The 25,792-nt window shown below is 70.3% G+C and carries 22 protein-coding genes and 1 pseudogene; 10 read left to right on the top strand and 13 right to left on the bottom strand.

Features of this window, described 5'->3' with window-relative positions; translation table 11 throughout:
- Window positions 1-49: 49 nt before the first annotated feature.
- From tkt to ACZ3H8_RS34255, 3 genes are all read right to left on the bottom strand, one after another.
- Window positions 50-2,113 carry a transketolase gene (tkt, locus tag ACZ3H8_RS34265; RefSeq protein ID WP_467408413.1) on the bottom strand — a complete coding sequence of 688 codons (2,064 nt, stop codon included), beginning with the start codon at window positions 2,111-2,113 and terminating at the stop codon, window positions 50-52.
- Window positions 2,114-2,270: 157 nt separating this feature from the next.
- Window positions 2,271-3,155: a universal stress protein gene (locus tag ACZ3H8_RS34260; protein ID WP_467408410.1), complete on the bottom strand. Its 885-nt coding sequence runs from the start codon at window positions 3,153-3,155 to the stop codon at window positions 2,271-2,273.
- A 219-nt stretch (window positions 3,156-3,374) separates the two neighbouring features.
- The gene (locus tag ACZ3H8_RS34255) at window positions 3,375-6,893 is read right to left on the bottom strand and encodes an nSTAND1 domain-containing NTPase (protein WP_467408408.1); all 3,519 of its coding nucleotides are present in this window, start codon (window positions 6,891-6,893) and stop codon (window positions 3,375-3,377) included.
- 445 nt (window positions 6,894-7,338) lie between these two features.
- On the opposite strand from ACZ3H8_RS34255, the gene ACZ3H8_RS34250 reads away from it, so the two are divergent.
- Complete coding sequence (locus ACZ3H8_RS34250; RefSeq protein WP_467408406.1) at window positions 7,339-8,058, top strand: DUF2470 domain-containing protein; 720 nt, start codon at window positions 7,339-7,341, stop codon at window positions 8,056-8,058.
- A complete protein-coding gene (locus tag ACZ3H8_RS34245) occupies window positions 8,055-8,204 on the top strand; it encodes a hypothetical protein (RefSeq protein WP_467408404.1) in 150 nt (49 codons plus the stop codon). Before ACZ3H8_RS34250 ends, ACZ3H8_RS34245 begins: the two co-directional genes overlap by 4 nt.
- A 268-nt stretch (window positions 8,205-8,472) precedes the next feature.
- Here the strand turns inward: ACZ3H8_RS34245 and ACZ3H8_RS34240 are convergent, their stop codons facing one another.
- Complete coding sequence (locus ACZ3H8_RS34240; RefSeq protein WP_467408402.1) at window positions 8,473-8,793, bottom strand: penicillin acylase family protein; 321 nt, start codon at window positions 8,791-8,793, stop codon at window positions 8,473-8,475.
- A 267-nt stretch (window positions 8,794-9,060) separates the two neighbouring features.
- Here ACZ3H8_RS34240 and ACZ3H8_RS34235 point away from each other — a divergent pair, with 267 nt between their 5' ends.
- From ACZ3H8_RS34235 to ACZ3H8_RS34210, 6 genes are all read left to right on the top strand, one after another.
- The gene (locus tag ACZ3H8_RS34235; RefSeq protein WP_467408400.1) at window positions 9,061-9,780 is read left to right on the top strand and encodes a siderophore-interacting protein; all 720 of its coding nucleotides are present in this window, start codon (window positions 9,061-9,063) and stop codon (window positions 9,778-9,780) included.
- Between the two features lie 119 nt (window positions 9,781-9,899).
- Window positions 9,900-10,526 carry an isochorismatase family protein gene (locus tag ACZ3H8_RS34230; RefSeq protein ID WP_467408398.1) on the top strand — a complete coding sequence of 209 codons (627 nt, stop codon included), beginning with the start codon at window positions 9,900-9,902 and terminating at the stop codon, window positions 10,524-10,526.
- Window positions 10,527-10,593: 67 nt separating this feature from the next.
- Window positions 10,594-11,628: an N-acetyl-gamma-glutamyl-phosphate reductase gene (gene argC, locus ACZ3H8_RS34225; RefSeq protein ID WP_467408397.1), complete on the top strand. Its 1,035-nt coding sequence runs from the start codon at window positions 10,594-10,596 to the stop codon at window positions 11,626-11,628.
- Window positions 11,625-12,776 (top strand): bifunctional glutamate N-acetyltransferase/amino-acid acetyltransferase ArgJ, encoded by a 1,152-nt coding sequence (argJ, locus tag ACZ3H8_RS34220; protein WP_467408394.1) that lies wholly within the window; start codon window positions 11,625-11,627, stop codon window positions 12,774-12,776. Before argC ends, argJ begins: the two co-directional genes overlap by 4 nt.
- A 17-nt stretch (window positions 12,777-12,793) precedes the next feature.
- Window positions 12,794-13,690, top strand: a complete 897-nt coding sequence (gene argB, locus ACZ3H8_RS34215; protein WP_467408391.1) for an acetylglutamate kinase — start codon at window positions 12,794-12,796, stop codon at window positions 13,688-13,690.
- The gene (locus ACZ3H8_RS34210; protein ID WP_467408390.1) at window positions 13,687-14,898 is read left to right on the top strand and encodes an acetylornithine transaminase; all 1,212 of its coding nucleotides are present in this window, start codon (window positions 13,687-13,689) and stop codon (window positions 14,896-14,898) included. Before argB ends, ACZ3H8_RS34210 begins: the two co-directional genes overlap by 4 nt.
- A gap of 48 nt (window positions 14,899-14,946) precedes the next feature.
- On the opposite strand, the gene ACZ3H8_RS34205 is transcribed toward ACZ3H8_RS34210, so the two are convergent.
- From ACZ3H8_RS34205 to ACZ3H8_RS34175, 7 genes and pseudogenes are all read right to left on the bottom strand, one after another.
- Window positions 14,947-15,471, bottom strand: a complete 525-nt coding sequence (locus ACZ3H8_RS34205; protein WP_467408387.1) for a GNAT family N-acetyltransferase — start codon at window positions 15,469-15,471, stop codon at window positions 14,947-14,949.
- A 156-nt stretch (window positions 15,472-15,627) separates the two neighbouring features.
- Window positions 15,628-15,753: pseudogene (locus ACZ3H8_RS34200) on the bottom strand (bacterioferritin); the annotation flags it as partial.
- A 113-nt stretch (window positions 15,754-15,866) separates the two neighbouring features.
- Window positions 15,867-16,097, bottom strand: a complete 231-nt coding sequence (locus tag ACZ3H8_RS34195; RefSeq protein ID WP_467408385.1) for a hypothetical protein — start codon at window positions 16,095-16,097, stop codon at window positions 15,867-15,869.
- Window positions 16,094-17,674, bottom strand: a complete 1,581-nt coding sequence (locus tag ACZ3H8_RS34190) for an amidohydrolase (RefSeq protein WP_467408383.1) — start codon at window positions 17,672-17,674, stop codon at window positions 16,094-16,096. Before ACZ3H8_RS34190 ends, ACZ3H8_RS34195 begins: the two co-directional genes overlap by 4 nt.
- Before the next feature lie 12 nt (window positions 17,675-17,686).
- Window positions 17,687-18,535 carry an ABC transporter ATP-binding protein gene (locus ACZ3H8_RS34185; protein ID WP_467408381.1) on the bottom strand — a complete coding sequence of 283 codons (849 nt, stop codon included), beginning with the start codon at window positions 18,533-18,535 and terminating at the stop codon, window positions 17,687-17,689.
- Window positions 18,532-19,500 carry a FecCD family ABC transporter permease gene (locus tag ACZ3H8_RS34180; protein WP_467408426.1) on the bottom strand — a complete coding sequence of 323 codons (969 nt, stop codon included), beginning with the start codon at window positions 19,498-19,500 and terminating at the stop codon, window positions 18,532-18,534. Before ACZ3H8_RS34180 ends, ACZ3H8_RS34185 begins: the two co-directional genes overlap by 4 nt.
- Window positions 19,501-19,649: 149 nt before the next feature.
- On the bottom strand, window positions 19,650-20,717 hold the full coding sequence (locus tag ACZ3H8_RS34175) for a FecCD family ABC transporter permease (RefSeq protein WP_467408379.1): 1,068 nt from the start codon (window positions 20,715-20,717) through the stop codon (window positions 19,650-19,652).
- A gap of 227 nt (window positions 20,718-20,944) precedes the next feature.
- Here ACZ3H8_RS34175 and ACZ3H8_RS34170 point away from each other — a divergent pair, with 227 nt between their 5' ends.
- Both ACZ3H8_RS34170 and ACZ3H8_RS34165 read left to right on the top strand, forming a co-directional pair.
- A complete protein-coding gene (locus tag ACZ3H8_RS34170; protein ID WP_467408376.1) occupies window positions 20,945-22,642 on the top strand; it encodes an ABC transporter ATP-binding protein in 1,698 nt (565 codons plus the stop codon).
- Between the two features lie 83 nt (window positions 22,643-22,725).
- Window positions 22,726-24,534 carry an ABC transporter ATP-binding protein gene (locus tag ACZ3H8_RS34165; protein WP_467408374.1) on the top strand — a complete coding sequence of 603 codons (1,809 nt, stop codon included), beginning with the start codon at window positions 22,726-22,728 and terminating at the stop codon, window positions 24,532-24,534.
- Window positions 24,535-24,647: 113 nt separating this feature from the next.
- Here ACZ3H8_RS34165 and ACZ3H8_RS34160 read toward each other — a convergent pair whose 3' ends face one another.
- Together ACZ3H8_RS34160 and ACZ3H8_RS34155 are read right to left on the bottom strand one after the other, a co-directional pair.
- Window positions 24,648-24,899 carry a hypothetical protein gene (locus ACZ3H8_RS34160; protein ID WP_467408372.1) on the bottom strand — a complete coding sequence of 84 codons (252 nt, stop codon included), beginning with the start codon at window positions 24,897-24,899 and terminating at the stop codon, window positions 24,648-24,650.
- Complete coding sequence (locus ACZ3H8_RS34155; protein WP_467408370.1) at window positions 24,896-25,555, bottom strand: HNH endonuclease family protein; 660 nt, start codon at window positions 25,553-25,555, stop codon at window positions 24,896-24,898. The genes ACZ3H8_RS34160 and ACZ3H8_RS34155 overlap by 4 nt, the downstream gene beginning before the upstream one ends.
- Window positions 25,556-25,792: the final 237 nt, after the last annotated feature.

Here is a 25,792-nt window from a genome sequence, read left to right as displayed (position 1 = left end):
CGGTAATGACGGATGAGGGCGTTGGCGGACGGCGTGGCCGAGGTCCGGCTCATGTCCTCTCCTCCTGCCGGGACTCCACCAGCTCCCGTGCGACCTCGGCCACCCGCTGCGGGGTGAACCCGAACTTCGTGAGCAGTTGTTTCAGGGGCGCCGAGGCACCGTAGGTGTGCATGCCGACGAGAGCGCCCCCGTCTCCCACGTAGCGGTCCCAGCCGAACGTCGATGCCTGCTCGATGCCGACCCGCGCGGTCACCGCCGGCGGCAGGACCTGGTCGCGGTATTCCCGCGGCTGACGGTCGAACAGCTCCCAGCACGGCATGCTGACCACCCGGGCCCCGATGCCCTCGGCTGCGAGTTCGTCCCGGGCGGCCAGCGCCAGCGACACTTCGGATCCGGTGGCGAGCAGGATCACCTGTGGCGCACCGTAGGGCGGGTCCGCCAGCACATAGGCACCGTATGCGACACCCGAGGCGGCGGCCAGCCGCGTTCGGTCGAGCGTGGGCAGCGCCTGGCGGGAGAGAACCAGTGCCGCCGGCTCGTGGCGCAGGCCGGCGACCAGCCGCCAGGTCTCGACGACTTCGCCCGCGTCGCCGGGGCGGAACACCAGCAGTCCCGGCATCGCGCGCAGGCCCGCAAGCTGTTCGACCGGCTGGTGGGTGGGTCCGTCCTCGCCGACGCCGATGGAGTCGTGCGTGAAGATGTGGACGACCGGGATCTCCATCAGCGCGGACAGCCGGATGGCTGCCTTGGCGTAGTCGGAGAAGATGAGGAATCCCGACCAGTACGGCCGCAGCTTGGTCAGGGCCATACCGTTGGCGACGGCCGCCGCGGAGTGCTCCCGGATGCCGAGGTGGAGGTTGCGCCCGGACGGGCTCTCCGGCTGGAAGTCTCCTGCGCCGTCGAAGGTGAGATGAGTCTTGGTCGACGGTGCGAGGTCGGCGGAGCCGCCGAGGAGCCAGGGAATGCTCTGCGCGAGGGCGTTGAGCACCTGGGCCGAGGAGTCCCTGGTGGCCAGGCCCTTGGGGTCGGCAGGGAAGTCGGGAAGCTTGCTGTCCCATCCGTCCGGGAGTTCACGGCGCTGCATGCGCTCCAGCTCGTCGGCGAGTTCGGGCCAGGCGGCGCGGTATGCGTCGAACCGTTTCTCCCAGGCGGTGCGCAGTTGTGCACCACGCGCACCGATGCCCTGGCCGAACCAGTCACGGACCTCCTCGGGAATCCAGAACTGCTCGTCCTCGGGTATGCCGAGGAAGCGCTTGGTCGCCCGGACTCCGTCCGGTCCGAACGGTGCTCCGTGGGCCTTCGATGAGTCCTCGACGGGTGAGCCGTAGCCGATGTGGCTGTGGACCAGGACCAGGGTGGGGCGCTCAGTCTCGGCCAGGAAGGTGTGGAAGGCGCGGGCGACGGCGTCGAGGTCGTTGGCGTCGGCGACGGTGGTCACGTTCCAGCCGTACGCGAGGAACCGGGCGGCGACGTCCTCGGTGAAGGCGATGCTGGTGTGGCCCTCGATGGTGACCCGGTTCGAGTCGTAGATCCAGCACAGGTTGGACAGCCGTTGATGCCCTGCGAGCGAGGCGGCCTCCGAGGCGACGCCCTCCATCATGCAGCCGTCCCCGGCGAGCGCGTACACGTCGAAGTCGAAGAGGGGGAAGTCGTCCCGGTTGTACCGCGCGGCGAGCCACCTGCCGGCCATCGCCATCCCGACGGAGTCCGCCACCCCCTGGCCGAGCGGCCCGGTCGTGGCCTCGACACCGCTCGTCCAGCGGTACTCGGGGTGACCGGGGCAGCGGGAGCCGAGCTGACGGAACGACTTCAGGTCGTCGAGTGTCACCGCCGGCCGTCCCAGCACCTCGTAGTCCGGCTCGACGGCACGGACGCCGGTCAGATGGAGCAGGGACCACAGCAGCGTCGAGGCGTGCCCCTCGGAGAGCACGAAGCGGTCGCGGTTGGGCCAGATCGGGTCCTGGGGATCGAACCGCAGGAACCGCTGCCAGAGGGTGTAGGCGACGGGCGCGATCCCCATGGGCGTGCCCGGGTGGCCGGACTGGGCCTTCTGGACGGCGTCCATGCACAGACCGCGGACGGTGTTCACCGACAGCGTGTCCAGGTCGGTCATGAGCGTTCCCCATCTCGGTGGTCTCAGGTCGGTCCGCCGCCCGGCGCGGCTGGCGACGGCAGTCCGGCGCTGGGTGGGCCTCGCAGCGTTGGCGATCCTGCTCGGAGGACGCCGGGAGCGCCCGCTGCGATGCCTCACCCGCGACGGGTGAAATGCCTCAGGCGTGCGGAACGACGGCGACGGGACAGGGAGCGTGGTGGATCACCGCGTGAGTGACCGACCCGATGTGCGCGCCCGATGCCGCCCTGCGCCGGCCGACGACAACAAGTCCCGCATCGGACGTGGCCTGGACGAGGTGGCTGGCCGCCCGCCCGGGAGCGGTCTCCTCGGACACCTTCACGCCTGGGAACCTGTCCCGGTAGGGGCGCACCACGCCCGACAGCGCCGACTCCCGCTCCGCCTTGGTCCCCGGGTCGGGGCCGCCGTGCCCGGCAGCCGCGGCATGGTGGTGAAGGCCCGGGAAGTGCCAGGTGTGCACGATGTGCAACGGAACGGCGTGTCGTGCCGCGAAGGCGAACGCGAAGTCGAGAAGTTCGTCCTTCACATCGCGTACGTCCAGACCGAGAACCACTTTTCGGCGTCCACCGCCACCGGGGGCGCCGGTGCTTGCCTCGCGGTCGCCGTAATCCGGCCGTACGAGCACCACCGGGTGCCTCGCCTCCGCCACGACCTCCTGCCCCACCGAGCCGACGATGAAGCCGCCGACGGTGCCGAGTCCGGGCGACCCCAGGACGAGCAGGTCCGCGTCGGAGCCTGCGGCCAGCAGCGCCCTGGCTGGGGCGCCCTCGGCCTCCTCCGTGGCCATGGGGACCCCCAACTGGCGCGCCCGGACGCGCTCCTCCATCGCGCCCAGCAAACTCTGCTCCCGGTCGGTCCGGGTCTCGCGGGACGGCTTCACGGCCTGGAGCTGGTGCTCCGGCCACTGCGAGGCGTTCACCAGCCGGAGGCCCGTGCCGCGCGCCGCAGCCTCGTCCGCGGCCCAGTCCACCGCCGCCAGGCTCTCGTCGGAGTCGTCCACTCCCACAGCGATGGGTCGGGACATGCTGCTCTCCTTGCCTCAGGCTCTTGCGGGAGCCGTCACGAGCGCCGTCACGGGCATCCGCGTCAAGAGGGCGCCTGATCAAGAAATTACCCATACACCGGAAATGCCGCGATTCAGGGCATCACGGACAGTGAACCGTGCCCTCCGCGGGCGGCAGGTACCGGTGGTCCGTGCGCGAACTGGTAACCGACGTCGAGGCTGCGACCCGATCGCCGGGCACTACGGCAGGCCATGGCGTCGGCGTTCTTCTACGCTGAGCGCACGGCTGGTCCGGCTGTGCGCCCGGTCGATCAGGGTCCGCAGATCCGGGGCGACCGACCAGATGCGGACGGTCTTGTCCTGGGCGGCCGTGGCGATCCGTGCGCCGTCCGGCGACCAGGCCACGCTCTCGACTCCGCCCGAGTGCACCCCAAGGATCAGCAGCTCCACGCCCTGGTCGACGTCCCAGATCCGTGCCGTGCCGTCCCCGGAGGCGGTGGCGGTGAAGCGGCTGTCCGGAGACCAGCACACATCCCGGATGATGCCGTCGTGGCCAGCCATCGCGCGCAGCTCGGTACCGTTCTCGGCGGCGTAGATCCGCAGGGTCTTGTCGTTGGAGACGGAGGCAATGCGGCTGCCGTCCGGGGACCAGGCCACCGCCTGGACGAAGTCGGCGGGCCCGGTCAGGCGGTGCAGCTCCGCTCCGGTGTCCGCGTCCCAGACCCGTACCGTTCGGTCGGGTACCCCGGCCGAGGCCAGGCGGGTGGAGTCCGGTGACCAGCAGACGTCATGGACCAGGTCCATGTGGCCGACCAGCGTGTGCAGGAGCGTCCAGGTGTGGGCGTCCCACACCCGCACGGTGCCGTCGTTGGAAGTGGTGGCGACCCGGGTGCCGTCCGGGGACCAGGCGATGCCCTCGATCCGGTCGCGGTGTGCCTGGATGGTGTGCAGGGCTTGGCCCGTCGCGGCGGACCAGATGCGCACCGTGCGGTCGTTGGAGGCAGTGGCGATCAACTGGGCGTCCGGCGACCAGGCCACGTCCCGGACCGGATCCCGGTGCCCCTCCAAGGTGTGCAGCGACGTCCCCGCCTGGACGTCCCACACACGGGCTGTGCCGTCGAACGAGGCGGTGGCGATCTGCCGCCCCTGGGGCGACCAGGCGGCCGCCTCGACCAGCGCCTCGTGGCCGCGCAGCACGACCACGTCGTCCGGGCGCATCAGGTCCCAGATCCGGCCGGAGCCGTTGTTGGCGACGGTGGCGATCCGGGCGCCGTCCGGTGACCAGGCGACGTCACGCACGACGCTGTGGTGCCCGTGCAGGGCCAGCAGTTCGGTCCCGGTGGCCGCATCCCACACGCGCGCGGTGCAGTCGCTGGCCGCCGAGGCGAGCCGCGTGCCGTCCGGCGACCACGCGACGGACTGCACCAGGTCCTTGGAGACCGGCAGGACGAGGGTCTCTTGACCCTCGGCGGCATCCCACACGCGGATCGTGTGGTCGTACGCGGCGCTGGCCAGGAACCGCCCGTCGGGCGACCACGTGACGGTACGCACCAGTTCGTGGTGCCCCTCCAGCGCGCCCAGCTCGGTCCCGTCGGCCACGTCCCAGATGCGCACCACACGGTCCAGACCGCTGGTCGCCAGGCGATCGCCGCCCGGCGCGAAGGCCACCCCGTGGACGAAGCCCTCGTGGCCGGTCAGCACGGCGGTCTGCCGCGCCGTCGCCGCGTCCCACAAGCGGACCGTGCCGTCCTGCGACGCGGTGCCCAGGCGTTGCCCGTCCGGCGACCAGGCCACACCGCGGATGATGTCGGCGTGGCCGGTCAGTACCGCACCGGGAGATCCGTCGTCGGACGACCAGATCCGGGCGGTACCGTCATGCCCCGCTGTCACCAACTGCCGGCCGTCCGGCGACCAGGCGACCCCGTGTACGTAGCCGCTGCCTGCCTCGATGACCAGGTCCACCGATCCGTCTCCAGCCCGCCACACCCGAACCGTACCGTCGTAGCAGGCGGTGGCCAGGCGCTGCCCGTCCGGCGACCACACCACCCGCTGAACGAAATCCGTGTGGCCCGTCAGCGGAATGCACATCCGGGTCGAGGCCAGTGCGGTGACCAGCGCGAGCCGTGCCAGGTGGGTGTCCGCGGCCTCCTCGAGCGCGGCCAGGGCCAGCAGCAGACCGTATTCGGGATCGTCTTCGACAGCAGCGAGAGACCGCTGGGCGACGGACTCGGACAGCCAGCGCATAGCAGCCTCATCGGCCCGACGGGAGGCCTCCAGGAACTCCGCCACGACCGGCCGGTCGGCCGCGACGTCGGGCTGCCGCGTCATCCACGCCAACGCGCGGCGCAGCCGCTCGTCGCGCAGCAGGTACGAGTCGTGCCGGCCCGCCGCGTCCCACTCAGCGCCCCAGCGCTCCACATCGGATGCGAACGCCAAATCCACGGCGACCACCTCGATGGCCTGCTTGAGCGGATCCCACTGCCGGAACAGCGCCTCGTGGGCCACCCGCAGCACCGGCTCGCTGCCGTCACCGTCGCTGACCAGCAGCCGCTCGGCGAGAAACGCCTCCACGACGTCCTGTTCCATCGGCCCCAGCGTCTCCCGCCGAATCGGGCGCTGCGAGGGCCGGCCCTCGGTGATGGTCACGAACTTCAACAGGGTCGGCAGCACCGGAGCGTCGGGGTCGGCCGCGGTCAGGTCGGCCAGGATGAGGTCGGCCCGCTCGGTCAGCGCCCCGGCCACCCCGCCGATCGCCTCATACTCCTGAACGGTGATCTCCTGACCACGACCGGGCTCGGGAGCCAGCGCGTGCAGGGTGTAGGCAAGCAGCGGGAGCGCGTCACCGCCACTCGCCTCATTGACCATCAGATCCGCCAACCCGGGTTCGAAGCCAATCCCCGCCCGTGCGGCCGGCTCGGCGACCACCGTGAACAAGGACCTACGGCGCACCGGTCCGAGGATGAACGTGTCCCGGAACAGGTGGGCCTGCGGCAGCGACCCAAGGCGCGTCAAAAACTCAGAGCGAAAGGCGAACAGCACCTTCAGCCGCTGGTCGGCAGCCAGCGCCGCGTCGAGCAGGTCGAGCAGCGCGTCCCGCTCCTCGTCGGCGACCAGGGTCAGCAGTTCCTCCGCCTGGTCGATGGCGATGAGCACCGGGCGTGGACCGCCGCGGTGCCGAGCGCGCACCGCGTCCAGATGGCGGCACAAGGAGGCCGCGCCCCCGTCGCGTAACTCGGCCTCCAGCGCGGCCGAGGTGGTGCGCGGCAGCAGGATGCTCAGCGCCTGCGCCAGCCCGGTGAAGGGGTTGGTGTCCGGCGTGAACGGGCCGACGGTGATCCACTGGGCTCGCCGGGCAAGTTGCGGGAGCAGACCGGCCCGGAGGAGGGAGGACTTGCCCGCCCCCGAGGGGCCGGTGAGCACCAGGGTCGGGGAACTCTGTGCTCGGGAGGGAGGGTTGATCCTGCGGCTGAGGGTGGTGATCTCCTGGTCCCGCCCGAAGAAGACGCTGCTGTAGCGCTCGTCGAAGGCTTCGAGTCCGGGATAGGGGGAGATCGGCGCGGACCAGGACAGCTTTCGGGTCGTGATGGGATCGTCCAACTGGCTCAGCCACCAGCTCAAGGCGATGAAGACCCCGCCCGTGAACACCAGGGCGGGTATCGACCACTGCTGCAGGAAGGCGAGGGCGAACGGCGGGTTCTCGACATTCGTCGCGTAGTTCATCGACAGGCCCAGCAGCACTGACAGGACACACGACAACACTTGACTCGCCCGCGTGAGCACATGCCGATACACGAAGTCCCCCGCTTCTCATGGGTGTTGGGCAGCATCTGGAGCCAGATGATTATCCCCGAGGGCACGGGCGATTCTGCGCCGGGCCGGAAACTTCGACCACGTCGCTGCGCCCAGCAACACAGCGAGCTGTTGCAGGCTGCCCTTTGCCGAGGGAATCCGCACGGGACCGGCTCTTCGAAGATTGAGACGCAGCACTTGGCCGACGAGCCCGAGGCGCGCCACTCACGCTCGGGGCCGCGCCCGACCCGACACCGGCACGTCCGCGACAGCACGCACTGATGGGGCCGCACAGACGATCGCCCTCGTCTGCACCACCGGGGTCACGGACGTATCGCCACAACTCCATGGCCCGGGCTAGCCACATACCTCCATCACGCACTAACTTAGGTAAGCCTAAGCTAATGGAGGTTCGATGAGCGCCGCCCAAGTCCCCCCGATTGAGCCCACCACCGCGGAACGGGTCCGAACGGTGCTGGCCCGTGCCGTGTCACTGACCCTCACCACGGGCGCGCAGCGCTACGACCTGATCGGCCTGCACAGTGTCGACGAGAGAGGCCAAGTCACTCTCCTCCCGCCCGACGACAGCCCACTGATGGCACACCTTGCCTGTGCCCCGCGCGGCGCGCTTGCCGCCCTGCTCGAATTCACCGACATCGCCCCCATCGCCGTCCGACACCGAGTGCGGTCCAGGGTGACACTCTCGGGCTGGGTGACGCCGAGCAGCTCAGCGGACAACGGCCTGCGGCTCGACACGGCACGCGCCACCTTCGAAACGGACAGGGATCTGACGGCCGTCGGACTCGACGAGATCGTCCTGGCGGAGGCGGACCCTCTGGCCGTCGAGGAGGCGGCACTGTTGACGCACCTGGCCGACGCCCATGAGGACGTGGTCGCCCAACTGACGCGGCTGGCCGACCCACGGCTGCTGCACGGTGTCGTGCGCGTACAACCCCTCGCCCTGGACCGCTACGGCATCACCCTGCGCTGCGAATACGCCAGCCGCCACTGCGACGTCCACTGTCCGTTTCCGACGCCTGCGCAGGACGCCGGCGAGGTCGGAGACCGTATCCATAGGCTTCTCGCCGCTGCCCGCGCCTGCCCGCACCGACGGCGCACGACCGCCCGCCCATGACTACTCCTCGCGAGCCGGCCACCGGGTACGACGTGGTGGCGGCGATCATCCGCGCGGCGCCGACCGCTGCTGCCCTCTGCGCTGCTCCCCCGTACGACCCGCACGTCAGCCCGACCACGGCGCCGACGTTCGCCGACCCGTCGTAGCCGGAGACCGCGTAACGCGGGGCCAGACGGTCAAGGTGCGATCGAACGGAGAGACCCCCACGAGGCGGGAGTCGACAGCCCCAGGACAGCGGGAGCAGTGAGCAGGCTTGAACGGCTGAACTGAGCGAGTCCGACGTCGTGGTCGTACTGGCCGGCTGCCACCGCTGAAGCAGGGTGGCGAGGGCATCGGTGCAGGTGAGGTTGGGGCCGATGATTGCGCCGAGGAGCACGCGAGAACCGCGCCGGGCAACTGTCTGATGATGCCCCATCAGGAAGCCTGCTCCTCCTGGTCGCCTCCTCCCCAGCCGCTGCTCCCCTCTTCGGTAAGGCGCCCGCGGATTCCGCGGGCACCCAACGGGACGATCCAGAGGCTGTTCTCACGGCGGGAGAGGTCCCACACATACCGGGCGGACGGGCCGCGGGCGCTGAGGTCGGTGACTCCGGGCGTGCTTGAGGTGGCGAGCACGCAGTCGTGGTCGCCTCCGAGTCCGGGCCAGTGCTCATCCTCGTCGGCAGGGAGACCCTGGCAGGGGGCGAGGCGGTGGAGTTCGCCCCACCGCACGGGTTCCGCGCCGGCAACCTCGTCCATGACGCCGCGCGCGATGCCCGGAACGTCGAGGCCATGTGGATGGCCGCCATGCCCGGGGCCACCCAGTCCCGCGACTCCCTCAGCAGCGTTTCGATGCGGCCGGCGCGGTGCGGTGGCACAACTCCACTCCGAGGGAGCATCGGACACCCGGAGGCGCGGAATACCCCAGTCATCCCGGTAAGTCTTGATCATCCATCCCCCCTCCCTCTCGCCACTCGACCAAGCTTAGGTTAGCCTGACCTAATCACAGCGCAGATCGGGGGCACCGTGGCACGCGGTTGGCAGGGCGTAGCCCTCAAGCTGATGCGAGGCAAGGACTTCACCCTTACGGTGCGGGACACGGAAAGGGTCAGCGACCGCTTTCACCGACTTCACTTCACCGACGGCGGCATGCTCCGTGCGACCGGAACACACCCCACGATGTGGGTGAGGCTCTGGTTCGACAACCGGGGCAAGCCGCACCAGCGGGCTTACACACTGGTTGACCCGGACCTCGCCACCGGGACGTTCAGCATGGAGTTCGCGCTGCACGCCGGCCGCGCCAGTGAATGGGCACGTGCCGCACGGCCGGGCGACACGATCGAGGCGACGGTCCAGGGCACCGGCTTAACCCTGCCGCACCCTTCACCGTCAGGGCTCCTCGTGATCGGCGACGCGGCCTCGCTGCCTGCCATCAACTCGCTACTGGACTCGATGCCGTTGACGCCCGCCACGATCTGGTTCGAGACGTCGCACCCGTTGGATGCAGACCTCCCGATGCGCCTCAACACCGCACGCCACGAGCTCATCTCCGTACCGCGTAGCGACAACGGCGACCATCTGATCGAGACCGTACGGTCCACCCTCCCCGGCCGTCTGGACGACGGCTCCTACATCTGGATCGCCTGCGACACCGCGACCACCCGGAGCCTCACGTCCTACGTACGCAAGCAACTCGACATCCCCATGGAGCGGTTGCACGCACTGGGCTACTGGCGAGCCGCATGACCAGACGCCCCACATGCACTTAGGTTAGGCTAAGCTAAGTGCATGTCGTGGACGGGACGCAGCTACGTCGGCAGGGGAGGGGATCATCCATGGGTTTGCCGGTCATCGACCCTTACCCCATGCCCGACCGCTTCACGATCCCTCCGTCGTACGCCACTTGGAGAATCGATCCGGCGCGTGCCGCGCTCCTGGTCCATGACATGCAGAACCACTTCGTCGAGGCGTTCCCGACAGGACGCTCCCCCGTGGTGGAGCTCGTCGAGAACATCGTCGCCCTGCGCGAACTCGCGGGGTCGCTCGGCATGCCAGTGGTCTTCAGCGCCGAGCCGGCCGGGCAACCGCCCGGCCGGCGCGGGCTGGTGGCCGACATCTGGGGTCCGGGCATCAGCCAGGAGCCCGAAGCCGCCGCCATCGTCCCGGCGCTCACCCCCCGGCCCGGCGAACACCTGCTGGCCAACGTGCGCCCCAACGCCTTTCTCCGCAGCCATCTCGGCAGGCTGCTGCGATCCACGGGCCGGGACCAGCTGATCGTCTGTGGTGTGTACGCGCATCGTGGCGTGCTGCTGACGGCGACGGACGCGTTCATGCACGACATCCAGCCCTTCGTCGTCGCCGACGCTGTCGCCGACTTCGCCGCCGAGGATCACTCCATGGCACTGCGGTGGGCTGCCCGCAGTGGCGTGGTGTCCACCACCGACGGACTGCTGCGCGACCTCCTGGCCGGCAGGGCGGCACGGGGCGCATGACAGCCCATCAGGAACCCTGGCCGGGTACCGGCCAGGCATCGAGCAGGCACGAAGAGAGACGAAGAACATGACGGTACGGGTCGCTGTGGCCGGAGCGAGCGGCTACGCCGGCGGGGAGATCCTGCGCCTGCTGGCGGCGCACCCCGACGTGGAGATCGGGGTGGTCGCCGCACACAGCAGCGCGGGCCGCCCACTCGGGGAGCTGCAGCCGCACCTGACCGCGCTCGCGGACCGGGTACTGGTGGCGACCTCGGCCGAGTCACTGCGCGGACACGACGTGGTGTTCCTGGCCCTGCCGCACGGCGAGTCGGCGGCGCTCGCGGAGCAGTTGGATCCCGAAACGCTGATCGTGGACTGCGGCGCGGACTTCCGGCTGCACGACCCGGCGGACTGGGAGCGGTTCTATGGCTCGGCCCACGCCGGCACCTGGCCGTACGGCCTGCCCGAACTCCCTGGAGCGCGGGAACAGCTGAAAGGAGCAACCCGGATTGCCGTACCCGGCTGCTATCCGACCGCGGTGACCCTGGCGCTGTTCCCGGCCTTCGCGGCAGGCCTGGTGGAGCCGGAGGCGTTGATCGTCGCGGCAAGCGGGACCTCGGGAGCGGGCCGTGCGGCCAGAGCGCACCTGCTCGGCTCCGAGGTGATGGGCTCGATGAGCCCGTACGGCGTCGGGGGCGGCCACCGGCACACCCCGGAGCTGACGCAGAACCTGTCGCGGGTGGCGGGCGAGCGCGTGACCGTGTCGTTCACACCGACGCTGGCGCCGATGGCCCGAGGCATCCTCGCCACCTGCTCGGCGCGCCTGCGGCCGGGAGCCGGCGCCGGTCCGCGCGAGGTGCGGGAGGCGTACGAAGCCGCCTACGCCGACGAGCCGTTCGTACGGTTGCTGCCGGCCGGGCAGTGGCCGCAGACCGCCGCGGTACTCGCCTCCAACACCACGCAGGTGCAGGTGACGGTGGACGAGCAGGCCGGTCGCCTGATCGCCGTGAGCGCGATCGACAACCTGACGAAGGGCACCGCGGGCGGCGCGGTGCAGAGCATGAATGTCGCCTTGGGCCTGCCGGAAGAGCTGGGCCTGCCCACGAATGGAGTGGCTCCGTGACCGTGACCGCTGCACAGGGATTCCTCGCGAGCGGTGTGGCCGCTGGGATCAAGGAGTCCGGTGATCTGGACCTGGCCTTGGTGGTGAACCGCGGTCCGTCGCGCGCGGCCGCCGGTGTGTTCACCTCCAACCGGGTCCAGGCCGCACCCGTCCGCTGGTCGCGGCAGGTGCTGGCCGACGGCCGGATTTCCGCGGTCGTCCTCAACTCCGGTGGCGCCAACGCCTGTACGGGACCCGTGGGCGCCGAGGACACCCGGGTGATGGCCGAGCAGACGGCTCGGGCCGTGGACGTGGGCCCGGACGAGATCGCGGTGTGCTCCACCGGACTCATCGGCGTCCCGCTGCCGATGGACAGGATCACGGCCGGAATCGGCGCCGCTGCCGCACGGCTGTCGCCCGAGCGGGGCGAGGAAGCGGCCGTCGCGATCAAGACGACGGACTCGGTCCACAAGACGGCGGTGGTGTCCGGGCCGGGCTGGGCGGTGGGCGGCATGGCGAAGGGCGCGGGCATGCTCGCGCCCGGGCTGGCCACCATGCTCGTGGTGCTCACGACGGACGCCGACGTGACCGCCCCGGCGCTCGACTCCGCGCTGCGGGAAGCGGTCCGCACCACCTTCGACCGGGTGGACTCGGACGGCTGCATGTCCACCAACGACACCGTTCTGCTGCTCGCCTCAGGTGCTTCAGGGGTGGCACCGGACGGGGATGTCTTCGCCGAGGCGGTGCACACCGTGTGCCTGGATCTGGCACGGCAGTTGGTCGCGGACGCGGAGGGTGCCTCGAAGGAGATCGAAGTGGAGGTCGTCGGCGCGGCGTCGGAGACGGACGCCGTGGCGGTGGGCCGGTCCGTGGCCAGGAACAATCTGCTCAAGTGCGCCCTGCACGGGGAGGACCCCAATTGGGGCAGGGTGCTGTCGGCGATCGGTACGACGTCCGCGGTCTTCGACCCGGACCGTCTGGACGTGGCGATCAACGGTGTCTGGGTGTGCCGGGACGGTGCGGCCGGCGAGTCCCGCGACAAGGTCGACCTGTCGGCACGCCGGATCACGATCACGATCGATCTGCGCTCCGGCGACGCGTCGGCGGTGATCTGGACCAACGACCTCACCGCCGAGTACGTCCACGAGAACAGCGCGTACAGCTCATGAGCGGGGTGTTCACACAGATGAAGCCACTCGTCGCACCGCGCGCGGACGCTGACACGGCCGTCGCTGAGTTGCCCTGGCTGGAGGAGCTCCAGGGCCGGATCGTCGTGATCAAGTTCGGTGGCAACGCCATGGTGGACGAGAACCTCAAGCGGACGTTCGCCCAGGATGTGGTGGAGCTGTGGCACGCGGGCCTGTCCCCCGTCGTCGTACACGGCGGCGGTCCGCAGATCAGCGCCATGCTCGGCCGGCTCGACCTGGAGGTCCGCTTCGAGGCGGGTCTGCGGGTGACAACTCCGGAGGTCATGGACGTGGTCCGGATGGTGCTGACGGGCCGGGTCCAGCGGGAGCTGGTGGGACTCATCAACGCTCACGGGCCGTTCGCGGTGGGGATGACGGGCGAGGACGCGCACACCATGACCGCCGTGCGGCGACCTGCGTGGGTGGACGGCGAACCGGTGGACATCGGGCTGGTCGGCGACATCGTCGAGGTGAACCCGGACACCGTGCGGGCCCTGCTGGAGCAGGGCCGCATCCCGGTGGTCTCCCCCGTGGCGCGGGGGACGGACGGGCAGATCTACAACATCAACGCCGACCTCGCCGCGGCGGCGCTGGCCGCGGCCCTCGACGCGGAGAAGCTGGTCATGCTGACCGACGTCGAGGGCCTGTACGCCAACTGGCCGCACAGCACTGAGGTGATCGAGCGCCTGACGACCGGTGAGCTGGAGAAGCTGCTGCCGGAGTTGGCGAGCGGGATGCTCCCCAAGATGGAGGGATGCCTGAGAGCCGTCCGTGCGGGCGTGCGCAAGGCCCACGTGCTGGACGGCCGGGTGCCGCACTCTGTGCTGCGGGGCGTCTTCACCGGGGACGGCTCCGGCACCACCGTGGTCCCGGACCAGGAGGAGAGATCCGTATGACCCTCAGCCAGAACCTGATCCTGCCGACCGCCACGGACGAGGACCGCCAGGTGCTGACGGACCGCTGGCACGCGGTGATGATGGACAACTACGGCACCCCGCCCCTGGCTCTGGTCCGGGGCGAGGGCAGCACGGTCTGGGACGAGGCCGGGCGCGCCTACATCGACTTCACCGGCGGAATCGCGGTGAACACGCTCGGCCACGCCCACCCCTCCGTGGTCTCAGCGGTCAGCACCCAGATGGCGAGGCTGGGGCACGTCTCCAACCTGTACGTCTCCGAGCCTCCGGTCGCGCTCGCCGAGCGGCTGCTGCGACTGCTGCGAAGGCCCGGACGGGTGTTCTTCGCCAACTCCGGCGCGGAGGCGGTCGAGGCCGCGTTCAAGATCGCCCGGCGGACCGGGCGGACACACCTGGTCGCCACGCAGGGCGGTTTCCACGGTCGCACCATGGGCGCGCTCGCCCTCACCGGACAGCCCGCCAAGCGTGAGCCGTTCCTGCCGCTGCCGGGCGAGGTGTCCCACGTGCCGTTCGGCGACACGGACGCGCTGCGGGCGACGGTCACGGAGGAGACGGCGGCTGTCGTCATCGAGCCGGTGCAGGGCGAAGCCGGCGTGATACCGCCCCCCGAGGGATATCTGCGGGCGGCCCGCGAGATCACCCGGGCCACGGGGACGCTGCTGGTGCTGGACGAGGTCCAGACCGGGATCGGCCGCACAGGACACTGGTTCGCCCATCAGGCCACGGACGGCATGGACCCTGATGTGGTGACCCTGGCCAAGGGACTGGGCGGGGGCCTGCCGATCGGCGCCACGGTCGCCTTCGGCGCGGCCGCCGACCTGCTGACACCCGGTCAGCACGGCTCGACCTTCGGCGGCAACCCGGTGGCCTGCGCGGCCGGGCTCGCCGTCCTGGAAACCATCGAGACCGAGGGACTGCTCGCGCACGTCACACGGCAGGGTGAGCGGCTGCGGCGCGGCATCGAGGCGCCCGGCCATCCCCGGGTAAGCGAGGTACGGGGCGCGGGACTACTGCTCGGCATCGCCCTCACCGAACCGGTCGCACCACGCGTACAAAAGGCGGCCCAGGACGCGGGCTTCCTCGTCAACGCCACTGGCCCCACAACGCTACGGCTTGCCCCGGCGCTGAACATCCCCGAGACACAGGTGGACGCGCTCGTCGCAGCGCTGCCGGGCATCCTCGACGCCTGACGACGTGGTGGCCGGCGCCCCGCTGAGTACCGGCCACCACCTCAGAGGTCACAGGACGCGGGCGAGGACCCGCGAATTCCTGCGGGGGTCCAGAGAGTTCGCCCAGGACGCCGGTGCCAGGCTCGCGCAGGCCGGGGCGAAGCCGTAGCGGAGGAAGAGGCCGCCGCTCCCTGTCGTCGCGGTGAACAGGGCGCTCAGCGATTGGGACTTTGCCCTGGACAACGCGGCGCGCAGGAGCAGAGCCCCTGCCCCGCGGCCCTGACTGCCGGGCGCGACGCAGAAGTTGTACAGGACGCCCATCGGCGCGCGACCGCTCACCGGGGCGGCGGGGTGCACACGCAGGCCCAGACACCCGTCGAGGGTGCCGTCATGGGCGTCCACGACCAGGAAGTCCGTTGCGTCCGAGGCGTAGAGGGAGAGGGACCGCTCACGCAGCGCACCGGAGCGTACGAACGGCCAGGACAGGGCCGCCAGAGCGGTGGCGTCCCGGCGGCGCGCGGGGCGTACGGGGAACGCGGCGGGCAGCGGGGCGCGGGCAGGCCATGTGGCGGGGCGCGAGGTGGCCGTGATCAAGGGTTTCCTTCCTTACGGCCCCGGCGTGGGCGGAAGGCGGCTCCGTCGCCGCGTCACCCAGGGCGCTGCAGGTAAGGCTAGCCTCACCTAAGCTGGTGATCAAACCTGGCCTGCCTGTATCCCGGCAGAGTCCCCTCCCGCACCCCTGCCCCGCGCTCAGCTCTCCGACTGCTCGATCAACTGGGCGATGTACAGCGCCTCTCCGAGCTTCTCGACCAACGCGAGCTGGGTGTCGAGGTAGTCGATGTGATGCTCCTCGTCCGCCAGGAACGACTCGAAAATAGGAGTCGGTACGGATCGCACAGGCTATGGATCGGCACCGCGCTCCCACGGCCCCGGCAGCGGATCCGTGCCCACGCGGAAGGTAGTGAGAGGGCTGTGCGCAGGGCTCGTTCCTACGAGCACGGGCGGCCCGGATAGTCGTCACTCTCCGGTACACCGGCCCCGCGCATCCTGCGCAGGATCTCGCAGAGAGTCGCCTCGTCGTCAAAGTAGACAGGGCAGTTGATCTTCCTGTCGAAGACCATGGTCTCTTCGGCAGCGTTCCAAATGACCCACCGAAGCGGGTACGCGGGCTCCTGCCACAGGTATGCGTAGTGCTCGATGGTGTCCACTCTCGTACTCACAGCGGCTTCGACTCCTCCGTCTTACGGCCGTCCACGAATGTGGCCACCACCTGGATGTCACCGATGCGCGAGGTACTGACGCGCCGTGGGTCGTCCCCCAGCACCACCAGGTCGGCGCGCTTGCCCGGAGTGAGGCTCCCGGCGCTGCCGTCCCAGCGGCAGGCGTACGCTCCGGCGACCGTGTACGCGTGCAGGGCCTCGTCCACCGTGATGCCCTCGTCCGGACCGATCACCTGGCCCGACGACGAGGCACGCTCGACCATGAACTGGATGGCCCGCAGCGGCGAGCCGTCCGTGACGGGACGGTCGGAGCTGCCCACGACGGTGACGCCGTGATCCAGGAATCCCCTGCCCCGGTACATCCACGGTGCCCGCTCCTCCCCCATGATCGCGGCGTAGTCGTCGCCGAAGTAGCGCAGGAAGTTCGGCTGAACCACCGCGCTCGCGCCAAGCCGTGCGAAGCGCGCAAGTTGGTCGGGCCGGATCAGGCCGGCGTGTTCGATACGGTGCCGGGCGTCCGGGCGCGGCCGGATGCGCTGTGCCCTTTCCAGGGCCTCCAGGGCGAGGTCGGCGGCGCGGTCGCCGATGGCATGGACGGCGAGCTGCCATCCGGCGAGGTGGCCGTCCACGATGGTGTCGGCGAGGCGCTCCGGGTCGTCCTGGAGCTGCCCGGTGTGTTCCATGCCGTGGTACGGGGTGCTGAGCGCGGCGGTTCGGGCCATCATGCCGCCGTCGGTATAGATCTTGAGCGCTCCCACGGAGAGCCACTCGTCGCCGAACCCGGTGCGCAGGCCGAGGTCGAGGGCACGGGGGATGCCGTCGGAGTCGTGCGCGGCGATGGGCCTCAGGGTGTCGGCGGCCACCATGAGCTGCACCCGCAGCGGCAAACGGCCCTGATCGCGAAGGAGTTGGTAGGCGCCGAGCTCGACCGGGCTGTGGCCCAGCAGGCCGCCTCCGATGCCCGCCTCCGCGCACGCGGTGACCCCTTCTGCGAGGCACGTCCGGGCAGCGTGCTCGATCGCGTCCGCGAGCTCCTCCTGGGAGTACGGCAGACGCAGCCGCCGCGCGGCGGCCATGGCGCCCTCGGCCAGGAAGCCCTCCTGGTGCGGAACGTCGGCCGGAAGCATGTCCAGGACGGCACTGTTGACCACGCAGGCATGTCCGGAGTCGTGCATCATGAACACCTTGCGCCCATAGCTGACCTGGTCCAGCTCGGCGGCAGTCAGATGGCGTCCCAGGGCCCGCTGGTCGTACCCCGCGACGTCCACCCAGGCGCCGGGCGGACGCTTCCGGGCAACGGCCTCTTCCACGACCGCGAGCACGTCCTCGACCCGCTCGCACGGCGCCACGCTCGGCGTGCTCGCTTTCAGACCGGTCCAGGCGAGGTGCACATGGCTGTCGATGAACCCGGGCAGCACGGTGGCACCCTGAAGGTCGATCACCTCGCCTGCCGGGAGTGAGGCCACCGCGTCGTCGAGGCCCACGATCCGGCCGCGCCAGATGCCCAGGTCGTGGGCGACCGGGTGGTCCGGGTCCATGGTGAGGATGTGCGCGTTCGTCAGCCTCGTAGTGAGCATGGGGTTCCGTCCCTAGAGGGTTTCGGTCACGACGGTGTCGCCGACCATGGCGAGGCGCTTCGGGGCGGCGGGCACCATCAGCGGAGTACCCGTCTCCGGGTCGTCGATGATCCGGCAGGGCAGCCCGAACACGTCCTCGACGAGCTCGGCGGTCATGACGCTCGCCGGGTCGCCCTCTGCCGCGATCGTGCCGCCGGCCCTCATCACCACCAGGTGGGTGGCGTAACGGCACGCCTGGTTGAGGTCGTGGAGAACCGCGACGATCGTGTGTCCCCTTCGCGCGTGCAGATCGGCGCACAGGTCGAGCACCTCGACCTGGTGGGCGATGTCGAGGTAGGTGGTCGGTTCGTCCAGCAGCAGGATGGACGTCTGCTGGGCCAGGACCATGGACAGCCATACGCGTTGCCGCTGGCCGCCTGAGAGGTCGTCGACGGGCCGGTCGGCGAGTTCGAGGACGCCGGTCTGCCGCATCGCCTCGGCCACGGCGGCCTCGTCCTCGGCGGACCACTGCCTCAGCAGCCGCTGGTGGGGATAGCGGCCGCGGGCCACCAGGTCCCCCACCGTGATGCCACCGGGCGCCGTCGATGTCTGCGGCAACAGGCCAAGCCGACGCGCGACTTCGCGGGAGCGGTACGACGCGATAGTGGCCCCGTCGAGGTAGACCTCTCCCGCCTGGGGCTTGAGCATCCGCGCCAGCGCCTTGAGCAGAGTGGACTTGCCGCAGGCGTTCGGGCCGATGATCACTGTGAACGAGTGGTCGGGGATGACTACCCCGAGAGAGGTGGTCACGGTCCGCTGGTCGTAGGAGAGTGTCAGGTCCTCGGCTCGCAGCCGGGCGGTCGGGAGGTTTGTTCCTGTCATGCGCGGCTCTTTCGGGACTCTGTGACCAGCAGCCAGATGAGATACAACCCGCCGATGGTGCCGGTCGCCGTACCCACCGGGAGGAGAACGGGTGAGAAGACACGCTGCACCGCGAGATCGCTCCCGGCCAGCAGGACGGCACCCATGAGCGCGGCCGGCACCAGGGCGGGGCCGGACGACCGGGTCAGCCGCCGCGCGAGCTGGGGGGCCGCGAGCGCGATGAACAAGATGGGGCCGGTCACCGCCGTGGCGAACGCGGCCAGTGCGACGCTGATGACGAGCAGGGCCGTTCGGCTGGCGGCCACGCTGACGCCGAGCGCCGTCGCCGTGTCGTCGCCCATCTCCACCATGGAAAGTTTGCGGGCGAGGAGGAAGGCGAACGGGAGCAGTACGGCGACGGCGATGCCGACGGCGGCGGCGTGGTCCCAGCCTCGGTTGCCCAGGCTGCCGATGAGCCACGCCTGTGCCTCCAGAGCCTCCTGCCAGCTCGCCCGGGTGATCAGGTACGAGTTGAAGGCGAGCAGCAGGGCGCTCACCCCGATGCCGATGACGACGAGTCGGAACCCTTGCAGGCTGCGGCCGACGACGAGCAGGTAGACGGCGGCGGCCGTGGCGAGCCCGCCGATCAGCGCCCCGAGCGCGATCTGGGTCATGCTTCCGTGCAGCATGACGATGACGACCAGCGCTCCGGTCGCCGACCCGTTGGTGAAGCCGATGATGTCGGGGCTGCCGAGCGGATTGCCGGTCAGGCTCTGCAGGATGGCCCCGCTGACCGCCAGCGCCGCACCGACGCACAGCGCGGTCAGCAGGCGCGGCATGCGCAGCGTGTTGACGATGAAGTCGGCCGCACCCGATCCGTTGCCGAAGAGGGCCTGGAGCACTTCACCGACGGACAGCTCGAAGTCCCCCGTGGTCAGGGTGATTCCCATGACCGTCGTGAGGAGGATCAGCAGTACCGCAGTCACGGCCACGGCACGGCCCTGGACCCGCAGGGAGTAACGTCCGCCGCGGGTACGCAGGACCAAGCCGCTGACGACGCGGGGACTGGGGGCGTCACCGCTGCCGGGGGCCCGGGTCCTGCCGGTATCAGCGTTTCCGGCCTCTCGTACGGCATTCACAGCATGACCAGCTTTCGACGGCGGCACAGCGCGATGAACAGCGGTGCGCCCAGGAACGCGGTGACGATGCCGACCTGGACCTCCCCGGGGGCACCGAGCACCCGGCCCAGGACGTCCGCGCCGATCAGCAGGATGGGCGCGAACAGCATCGAGTACGCCAGCACCCACCGCTGGTCGGCGCCCACCACAAACCGGGCCACATGCGGAACCACCAGGCCCACGAAGCCGATCGGTCCCGCTGCGGCCGTCGCGGCGCCGCACAGCAGCATCACCGCGACGGCGCCCAGCGCCCGCGTCCGGCCGACGTTCACCCCGAGGGCGCGCCCCACCTGGTCTCCCATGCCCAGCGCGTTGAGCGACGGGGCGAGCCCGAGCGAGATCAGCAGACCCACGGTGACGAAGGGCAGGATGACGTACACGACGTCGAGGTTCCGGCCCGAGAGGGCACCCACCGTCCAGAACCTGAACTGGTCGAAGGCCCGCGGATTGAGCAGCAGGACCGCCGAGTTGAAGGCGTACAGCACCGCCGTCACCGACGCTCCCGCGACGACCAGCCGGTCGGGCGTCGCCAGCGTCCGTCCGGACGCGCCCAGCAGGTAGACCACCACCGACGCGATCGCCGCGCCGAGGAACGCGAACCACACATAGCCGAGGGCCGTGCCCACGCCGAGGAACGCGATCGCCACGACCACGCCGGTCGAGGCACCCAGGCTCACGCCGAGCAGACCGGGGTCGGCGAGCGGGTTGCGGGTCAGCGCCTGCATGAGCGCACCGGACAGCCCCAGTGCCATGCCCACGAGGAGGCCGAGGAGGGTACGGGGGATCCGGTAGTCGTGGATGATGACCGAGGCTTCCGACCCGTCAGGCCGCCACAGCACGCTCCATGTTGAGGTGAACGGAATGCCTTTGGTGCCCACCCATACGCTGAGCAGCGCGATCAGGACCAGCGCGCCAAGCCCTACGAGAAGGCCCAGTCCGCGCAGTGCTGCCACGGACCGGCGTGTCGACGGCACGACCGGGCTGTCGACCCCGCTTCCGGATGCCGCCTGGGCTTCGACCGACAACAACAACTCCCCCTGGCAGCACGGCAGTTCGCCGACGGTGCAAGAAATCTGATGTACGAACAACAGAGCGCGACTTAGGTGAGGCTAACCGAACGTAAGTCACCGGGTCAACGCACGAGCACACCAGCAAGCAGGGACGTGCCAGTACGGCCTGCACGCAGCCTTGGCAGGAACCTTGATTAGAGTAGCCTTACCTAACTATCCGACCATCTTCGCGGAGGTACCGCATGCTCGATGGAGGACCGACGGGGGGCCATATCCTCCGGAGAGCGATCGGGGGACAACGCCGCCGCGTCGTCGGCGCGTCGCTCCTCGGCATGGCGCACCAGGTCTGCGAGGCCCTGGTGCCCGTCGTCATCGGCGTCATCATCGACCAGGCGGTGGCGACGGGATCCGCCGGGGCTCTGCTGCGCTGGCTGCTCGTCCTCGCCGTACTCTTCTTCGTCCTGTCCACGTGTTACCGGACCGCCGCGAGGATCTCCGACGGGTCCGCAGAACAGGCTGCCCATCACATCCGGCTCGACCTCGGCGCCAGGGTGCTCGACCCGCGCGGCGGCGCCGACACCGGCCGGCTGCCCGGCGCGCTGACCGCCATCGCCACTGGTGACGCCGCCCGGGTGGGGGCGGTCGCGGCCGCACTTCCCTACGCGATATCGGCGACCGCCGGACTGGCCATCAGCGCGGTGGCGCTGCTCCGCATCTCGGTGCCGCTCGGCCTGCTGATCCTTCTCGGCGTCCCTCCCCTCTTGTGGCTGGGCCATCGGATCAGCCGGCCGCTGGAGCGGCGGAGTGAGGTCGAGCAGGAGCGCGCCGCGCATGCCTCTGGCGTCGCCGCCGACCTCGTTGCGGGGCTGCGGGTCCTCAAAGGGATCGGTGCCGAGTCGGCCGCTGTGTCCCGGTACCGGCGGACGAGCCAGGACTCGCTGGCGGCGGCGTTGCGGTCGGCTCGCAGCCGCGCCTGGCACGACGGCGCGATTCTCGCTCTGACCGGGATCTTCATCGCGGTCATCGGGCTGGTTGGCGCGCATCTGGCGATGCGGGGTGCGATCAGCGTGGGCGACCTGGTGGCGGCTGTCGGACTCGCCCAGTATCTGCTGGGGCCGTTCCAGCTTCTCACCTATGTCAACGGCGAGTTCGCCCAGGGCCGCGCCTCGGCGGACCGGGTCGCCGAGGTGCTCGCTTCGCGGCCCGCTGTCACGGCCGGAACGGCCGCGCCGGCCCACCCGGTCACCGGGCGGCTCCGGCTGCGCGGTGTCACGCACGGCGCGCTGCGCGGGGTGGACCTCGACATCGCCCCCGGAAGCCTGGTCGGCATCGTCGCCAAGGACCCGGCCGCCGCCAATGATCTGCTGCTGTGCCTGGGCCGCGAAACCGACCCGGACGAAGGGGTCATCGAGCTCGACGGCGTGCCGCTGACCGAGCTGGACCCCGACAGCGCCCGCCGTGCGATCCTGGTCGCCCACCACGACGCCGACCTGTTCGAGAGCAGCCTGCTGGACAACGTACGGGCCGGAACGGCGGGCGACGGAGCGGACGTCGAGCCGGCGCTGGCCGCTTCGGCGGCGGACGATGTCGCACAGGCCCTGCCCCAGGGCGTGGACACCGTGCTCACCGAACGCGGACGCTCTCTGTCCGGCGGACAGCGCCAACGAGTCGCGCTGGCCCGGGCTCTCGCCGCCGACCCCCCGGTGCTGGTCGTCCACGATCCGACCACCGCCGTCGACACGGTCACCGAGTCGCGCATCGCCGCCCGCCTGAGGAAACTCCGTCGCGGCCGCACCACCTTCCTGGTCACCACGAGCCCCGCTCTGCTCGCCGAGACCGACCGTGTGGTGGTACTCGACGGCGGTGCCGTCGCCGCGCAGGGCCGTCATCCGGACCTCGTCGCCGCTGACGAGGCATACCGCGCGGTGGTGCTTGCATGACAGCCCTGAACGACGCCGTGGACAACAGAGGCGCGCACAGCAGAGACGCGGACAGCAGAGACGCGGACAACGAAGGACGGACGATGAGCGGATCCAGCACGCGGGATCGCGAGCTCCTGCCCACAGCCACCGGTGCCCAGACCATCGCCGTCGTCGGCACCCTGCTGCGCGGACACCGGCTGCTGGCGGTCTCCGCCCTGACCGTGCTGGTCCTCGGAACGGGCGTCGGTCTGCTGACCGCCCCGCTGCTCGGGCGCATCGTCGACCTGGTCGTCGAGCAGCGCGGTCCCGGCTCGCTGACCGTGCCGATGGTGCTCCTCCTCGCCGTTGCGGCGACCAGGGGCGTCGCCACCGCGATCGGCAGCTCTCTCGTCGCCCGGCTCGGCGAGACCGTCCTCGCGAGCCTGCGCGAACGGTTCATCGCGCGAGCGCTGCGACTGCCGCTCGAACGCGTCGAGCAGGCCGGTTCCGGCGACCTGACCTCGCGGGTGACCGGAGACGTGACCGTGATCGCGAAGGCGGTTCGCCAAGCCCTGCCCGAGTTCGCCGGCGCTCTGCTCACCATCGGACTGACGCTGGTCGGCCTCGCCGTACTGGACTGGCGCTTCCTGCTCGCGGTGCTGCTGGCCGTGCCGGTCCACGCCCTCACCGTGCGCTGGTACATCCCCCGCGCCGCATCGGTGTACGCCGCGCACCGGGTGGCGACAGGCGCCTTGCAGCACCAGCTCCTCGACAGCGTCGGCGGCGTCCGCACCGTACGTGCGTTCCGGCTGAGCGGCAGGCACTCACACCTCCTGGAGCAGCGGTCCCGGGAAGCCGTCGACCTCGCGCTGCGCGGCATCCGGCTCGTGTCCGGGTTCTTCTCGCGGCTGAACCTCGCCGAGTTCATCGGTCTGGCGTCAGTCCTGGTCACCGGTTTCTTCCTGGTCGACAACGGCTCCGTGAGCATCGGCACGGCGACCGCGGCCGCGCTCTACTTCCACGGCCTCTTCAATCCCATCAACGCCGCGCTCTTCCTCATCGACGACGCACAGTCGGCCGGCGCGAGCCTCGCCCGCCTGGTCGGTGTGTCGAATCTGCCGGGCGAGCGGGAGCCCGAGGTACAGGTCGTGCCGGTGGACGGCTCGGTCAAGGTCTGCCGGCTCAGCCACTCGTACGTTTCCGGGCACCCGGTGCTGCGCGATGTCGACCTGGAGGTGCGCAGCGGGGAGCGGGTGGCCCTGGTCGGCGCGAGCGGTGCCGGGAAGACCACCTTGGCGAAGCTGATCGCCGGCGTCCACGAACCGTCCGGCGGCTCGATCGTCCTCGGCGGCGTCGACGCGCGGGAGCTGGGTCCCGCCGGTATCCGGCGGGCGGTGACGCTGATCAGCCAAGAAGTCCATGTATTCGCCGGGCCGTTGTCCGAGGACCTGCGGCTGGCCCGGCCGGAGGCCACCGACGAGGAGCTGCGTACGGCACTCGCACGGGTGCGGGCCCTGGACTGGGCGGAGGCGCTGCCCGAGGGGCTCGCCACGGTGGTCGGTGAGGGCGGGCACCGGCTCACGGTGACTCAGGCCCAGCAGCTGGCCCTGGCCCGTCTCGTCCTCGCCGACCTGCCGATCGCGATCCTGGACGAGGCCACCGCCGACGCCGGCAGCGCGGGCGCCCGCGTCCTGGAGACGGCCGCCCTTCAGGCGCTGGAAGGACGTACGGGTCTGATGGTGGCTCATCGGCTACCCCAGGCCGCGACCGCAGACCGGATCGTAGTCCTCGACCAGGGCCGGGTCGTCGAGACCGGCACGCACGAGGAGTTGGTGGCGGCGGGCGGGCGGTACGCCAGCCTCTGGACCGCGTGGTCCGACAGCCGCAGGCAGCCCCGGAACGCGGTGCCGCAGGTGCCTGTGGAGACGTGACCGTCGGCACCCATGCGCAGGCCCTCTGGGGATAACGTGCCCAAGTCCGCACAGGCGCTTGACCAGCCCGGCTGGTCACTGGCGGGTGACCAGCCGGACGCGGGTGTCGCTGCTCAGCCGTGAGGGTGGTGGAGCACGTGCACCAGGAGCGTGTGCACGGCGTGTTGATCGCGGGGATCGTGCAGCTGGGCTTGGCCGCCGCGGACGGTGTACCAGTCCAGCGCGCCGGCGTACCGCACCCGCACGATGAGCGATCCGTCGTCGGTACAGACCGTGCGCAGTTCTAGCTCGCCGGTGATCGTGCCGACCTCGTCGGTCCACACCCCGCCGGGCGGAGCGGTGACGACGGAGCTGAGCTCGGTCACGAGGAGCAGGTGTTGAGCATGCTCTGCAGCTCCGACTTCTCGGTGGACTGGAGGGTCAGGCCCCAGTGGTACTTGGACCGTATCCACACCTTGGAGTAGGTGCAGTAGTAGGAGGACAGCGGCGGCTTCCAAGCGGAGGGATCCTTGTCGCCCTTGGCGCTGTTGACGTTGTCGGTGACCGCGATCAGCTGGGGGTAGGCGAGGTCGTTGGCGAAGTCCTCACGCTTGCTGGTCGTCCACGAACTGGCTCCGGAGCGCCATGCTTCGGCCAGTGGCACCACGTGGTCGATGTCGATGTCGGAGGCGGCGTACTCGGTGATGCCGTCATACGGGCTGTACCAGCTGCCCGAATCCGGATAGCAGTCGCTGCCGACCACGACGTTCGTACCGTCGCGCTTGAGCACCTCTTCCCGGGTGTTGCAAGTGCCGGAAATGGTGATCCAGTGCGGGAACAGGTCCCGCGAGTAGCCGGTCATGCTGCCCTCGGCGGCCACGGTCAGGGCGTTGAGTTCGGACTGTGCGGTGGCTTTGCTGGGGATGTTGGGCGGGGTCGCGTACGCCGGGGTTGTCAGCGCGGCCGACAGGGTGACGGCGGCCAGCACCGCAGCGGCCGCGCAGCTCCAGCGGCGACGAGAGGACGACAGGGAACGGAACACAGATACTCCTTGAGGGCGGGAATTCGCGGGTTTTCCGGACAGGGCCTAGGGGAGGTTCGGGCGGGCGATCTGGGGTCGTGGTCGGTGGGGTGGCCGGCGAACTCCGCGTTGACGTGGACAGAGTCGTACCCGGCGTTGACCAGGGCAGGGGAGATCAACAGGTGGTCGAGCACCTGGGAGTTGCCGTCGACGATGCAGCTGTAGCGCTCGGCGAGTGTTGTCCGTGCGGGAAAGGGG

Source organism: Streptomyces sp. NPDC002868, from assembly GCF_055563295.1.
This window is presented reverse-complemented; position numbering and strand designations above follow the sequence as displayed.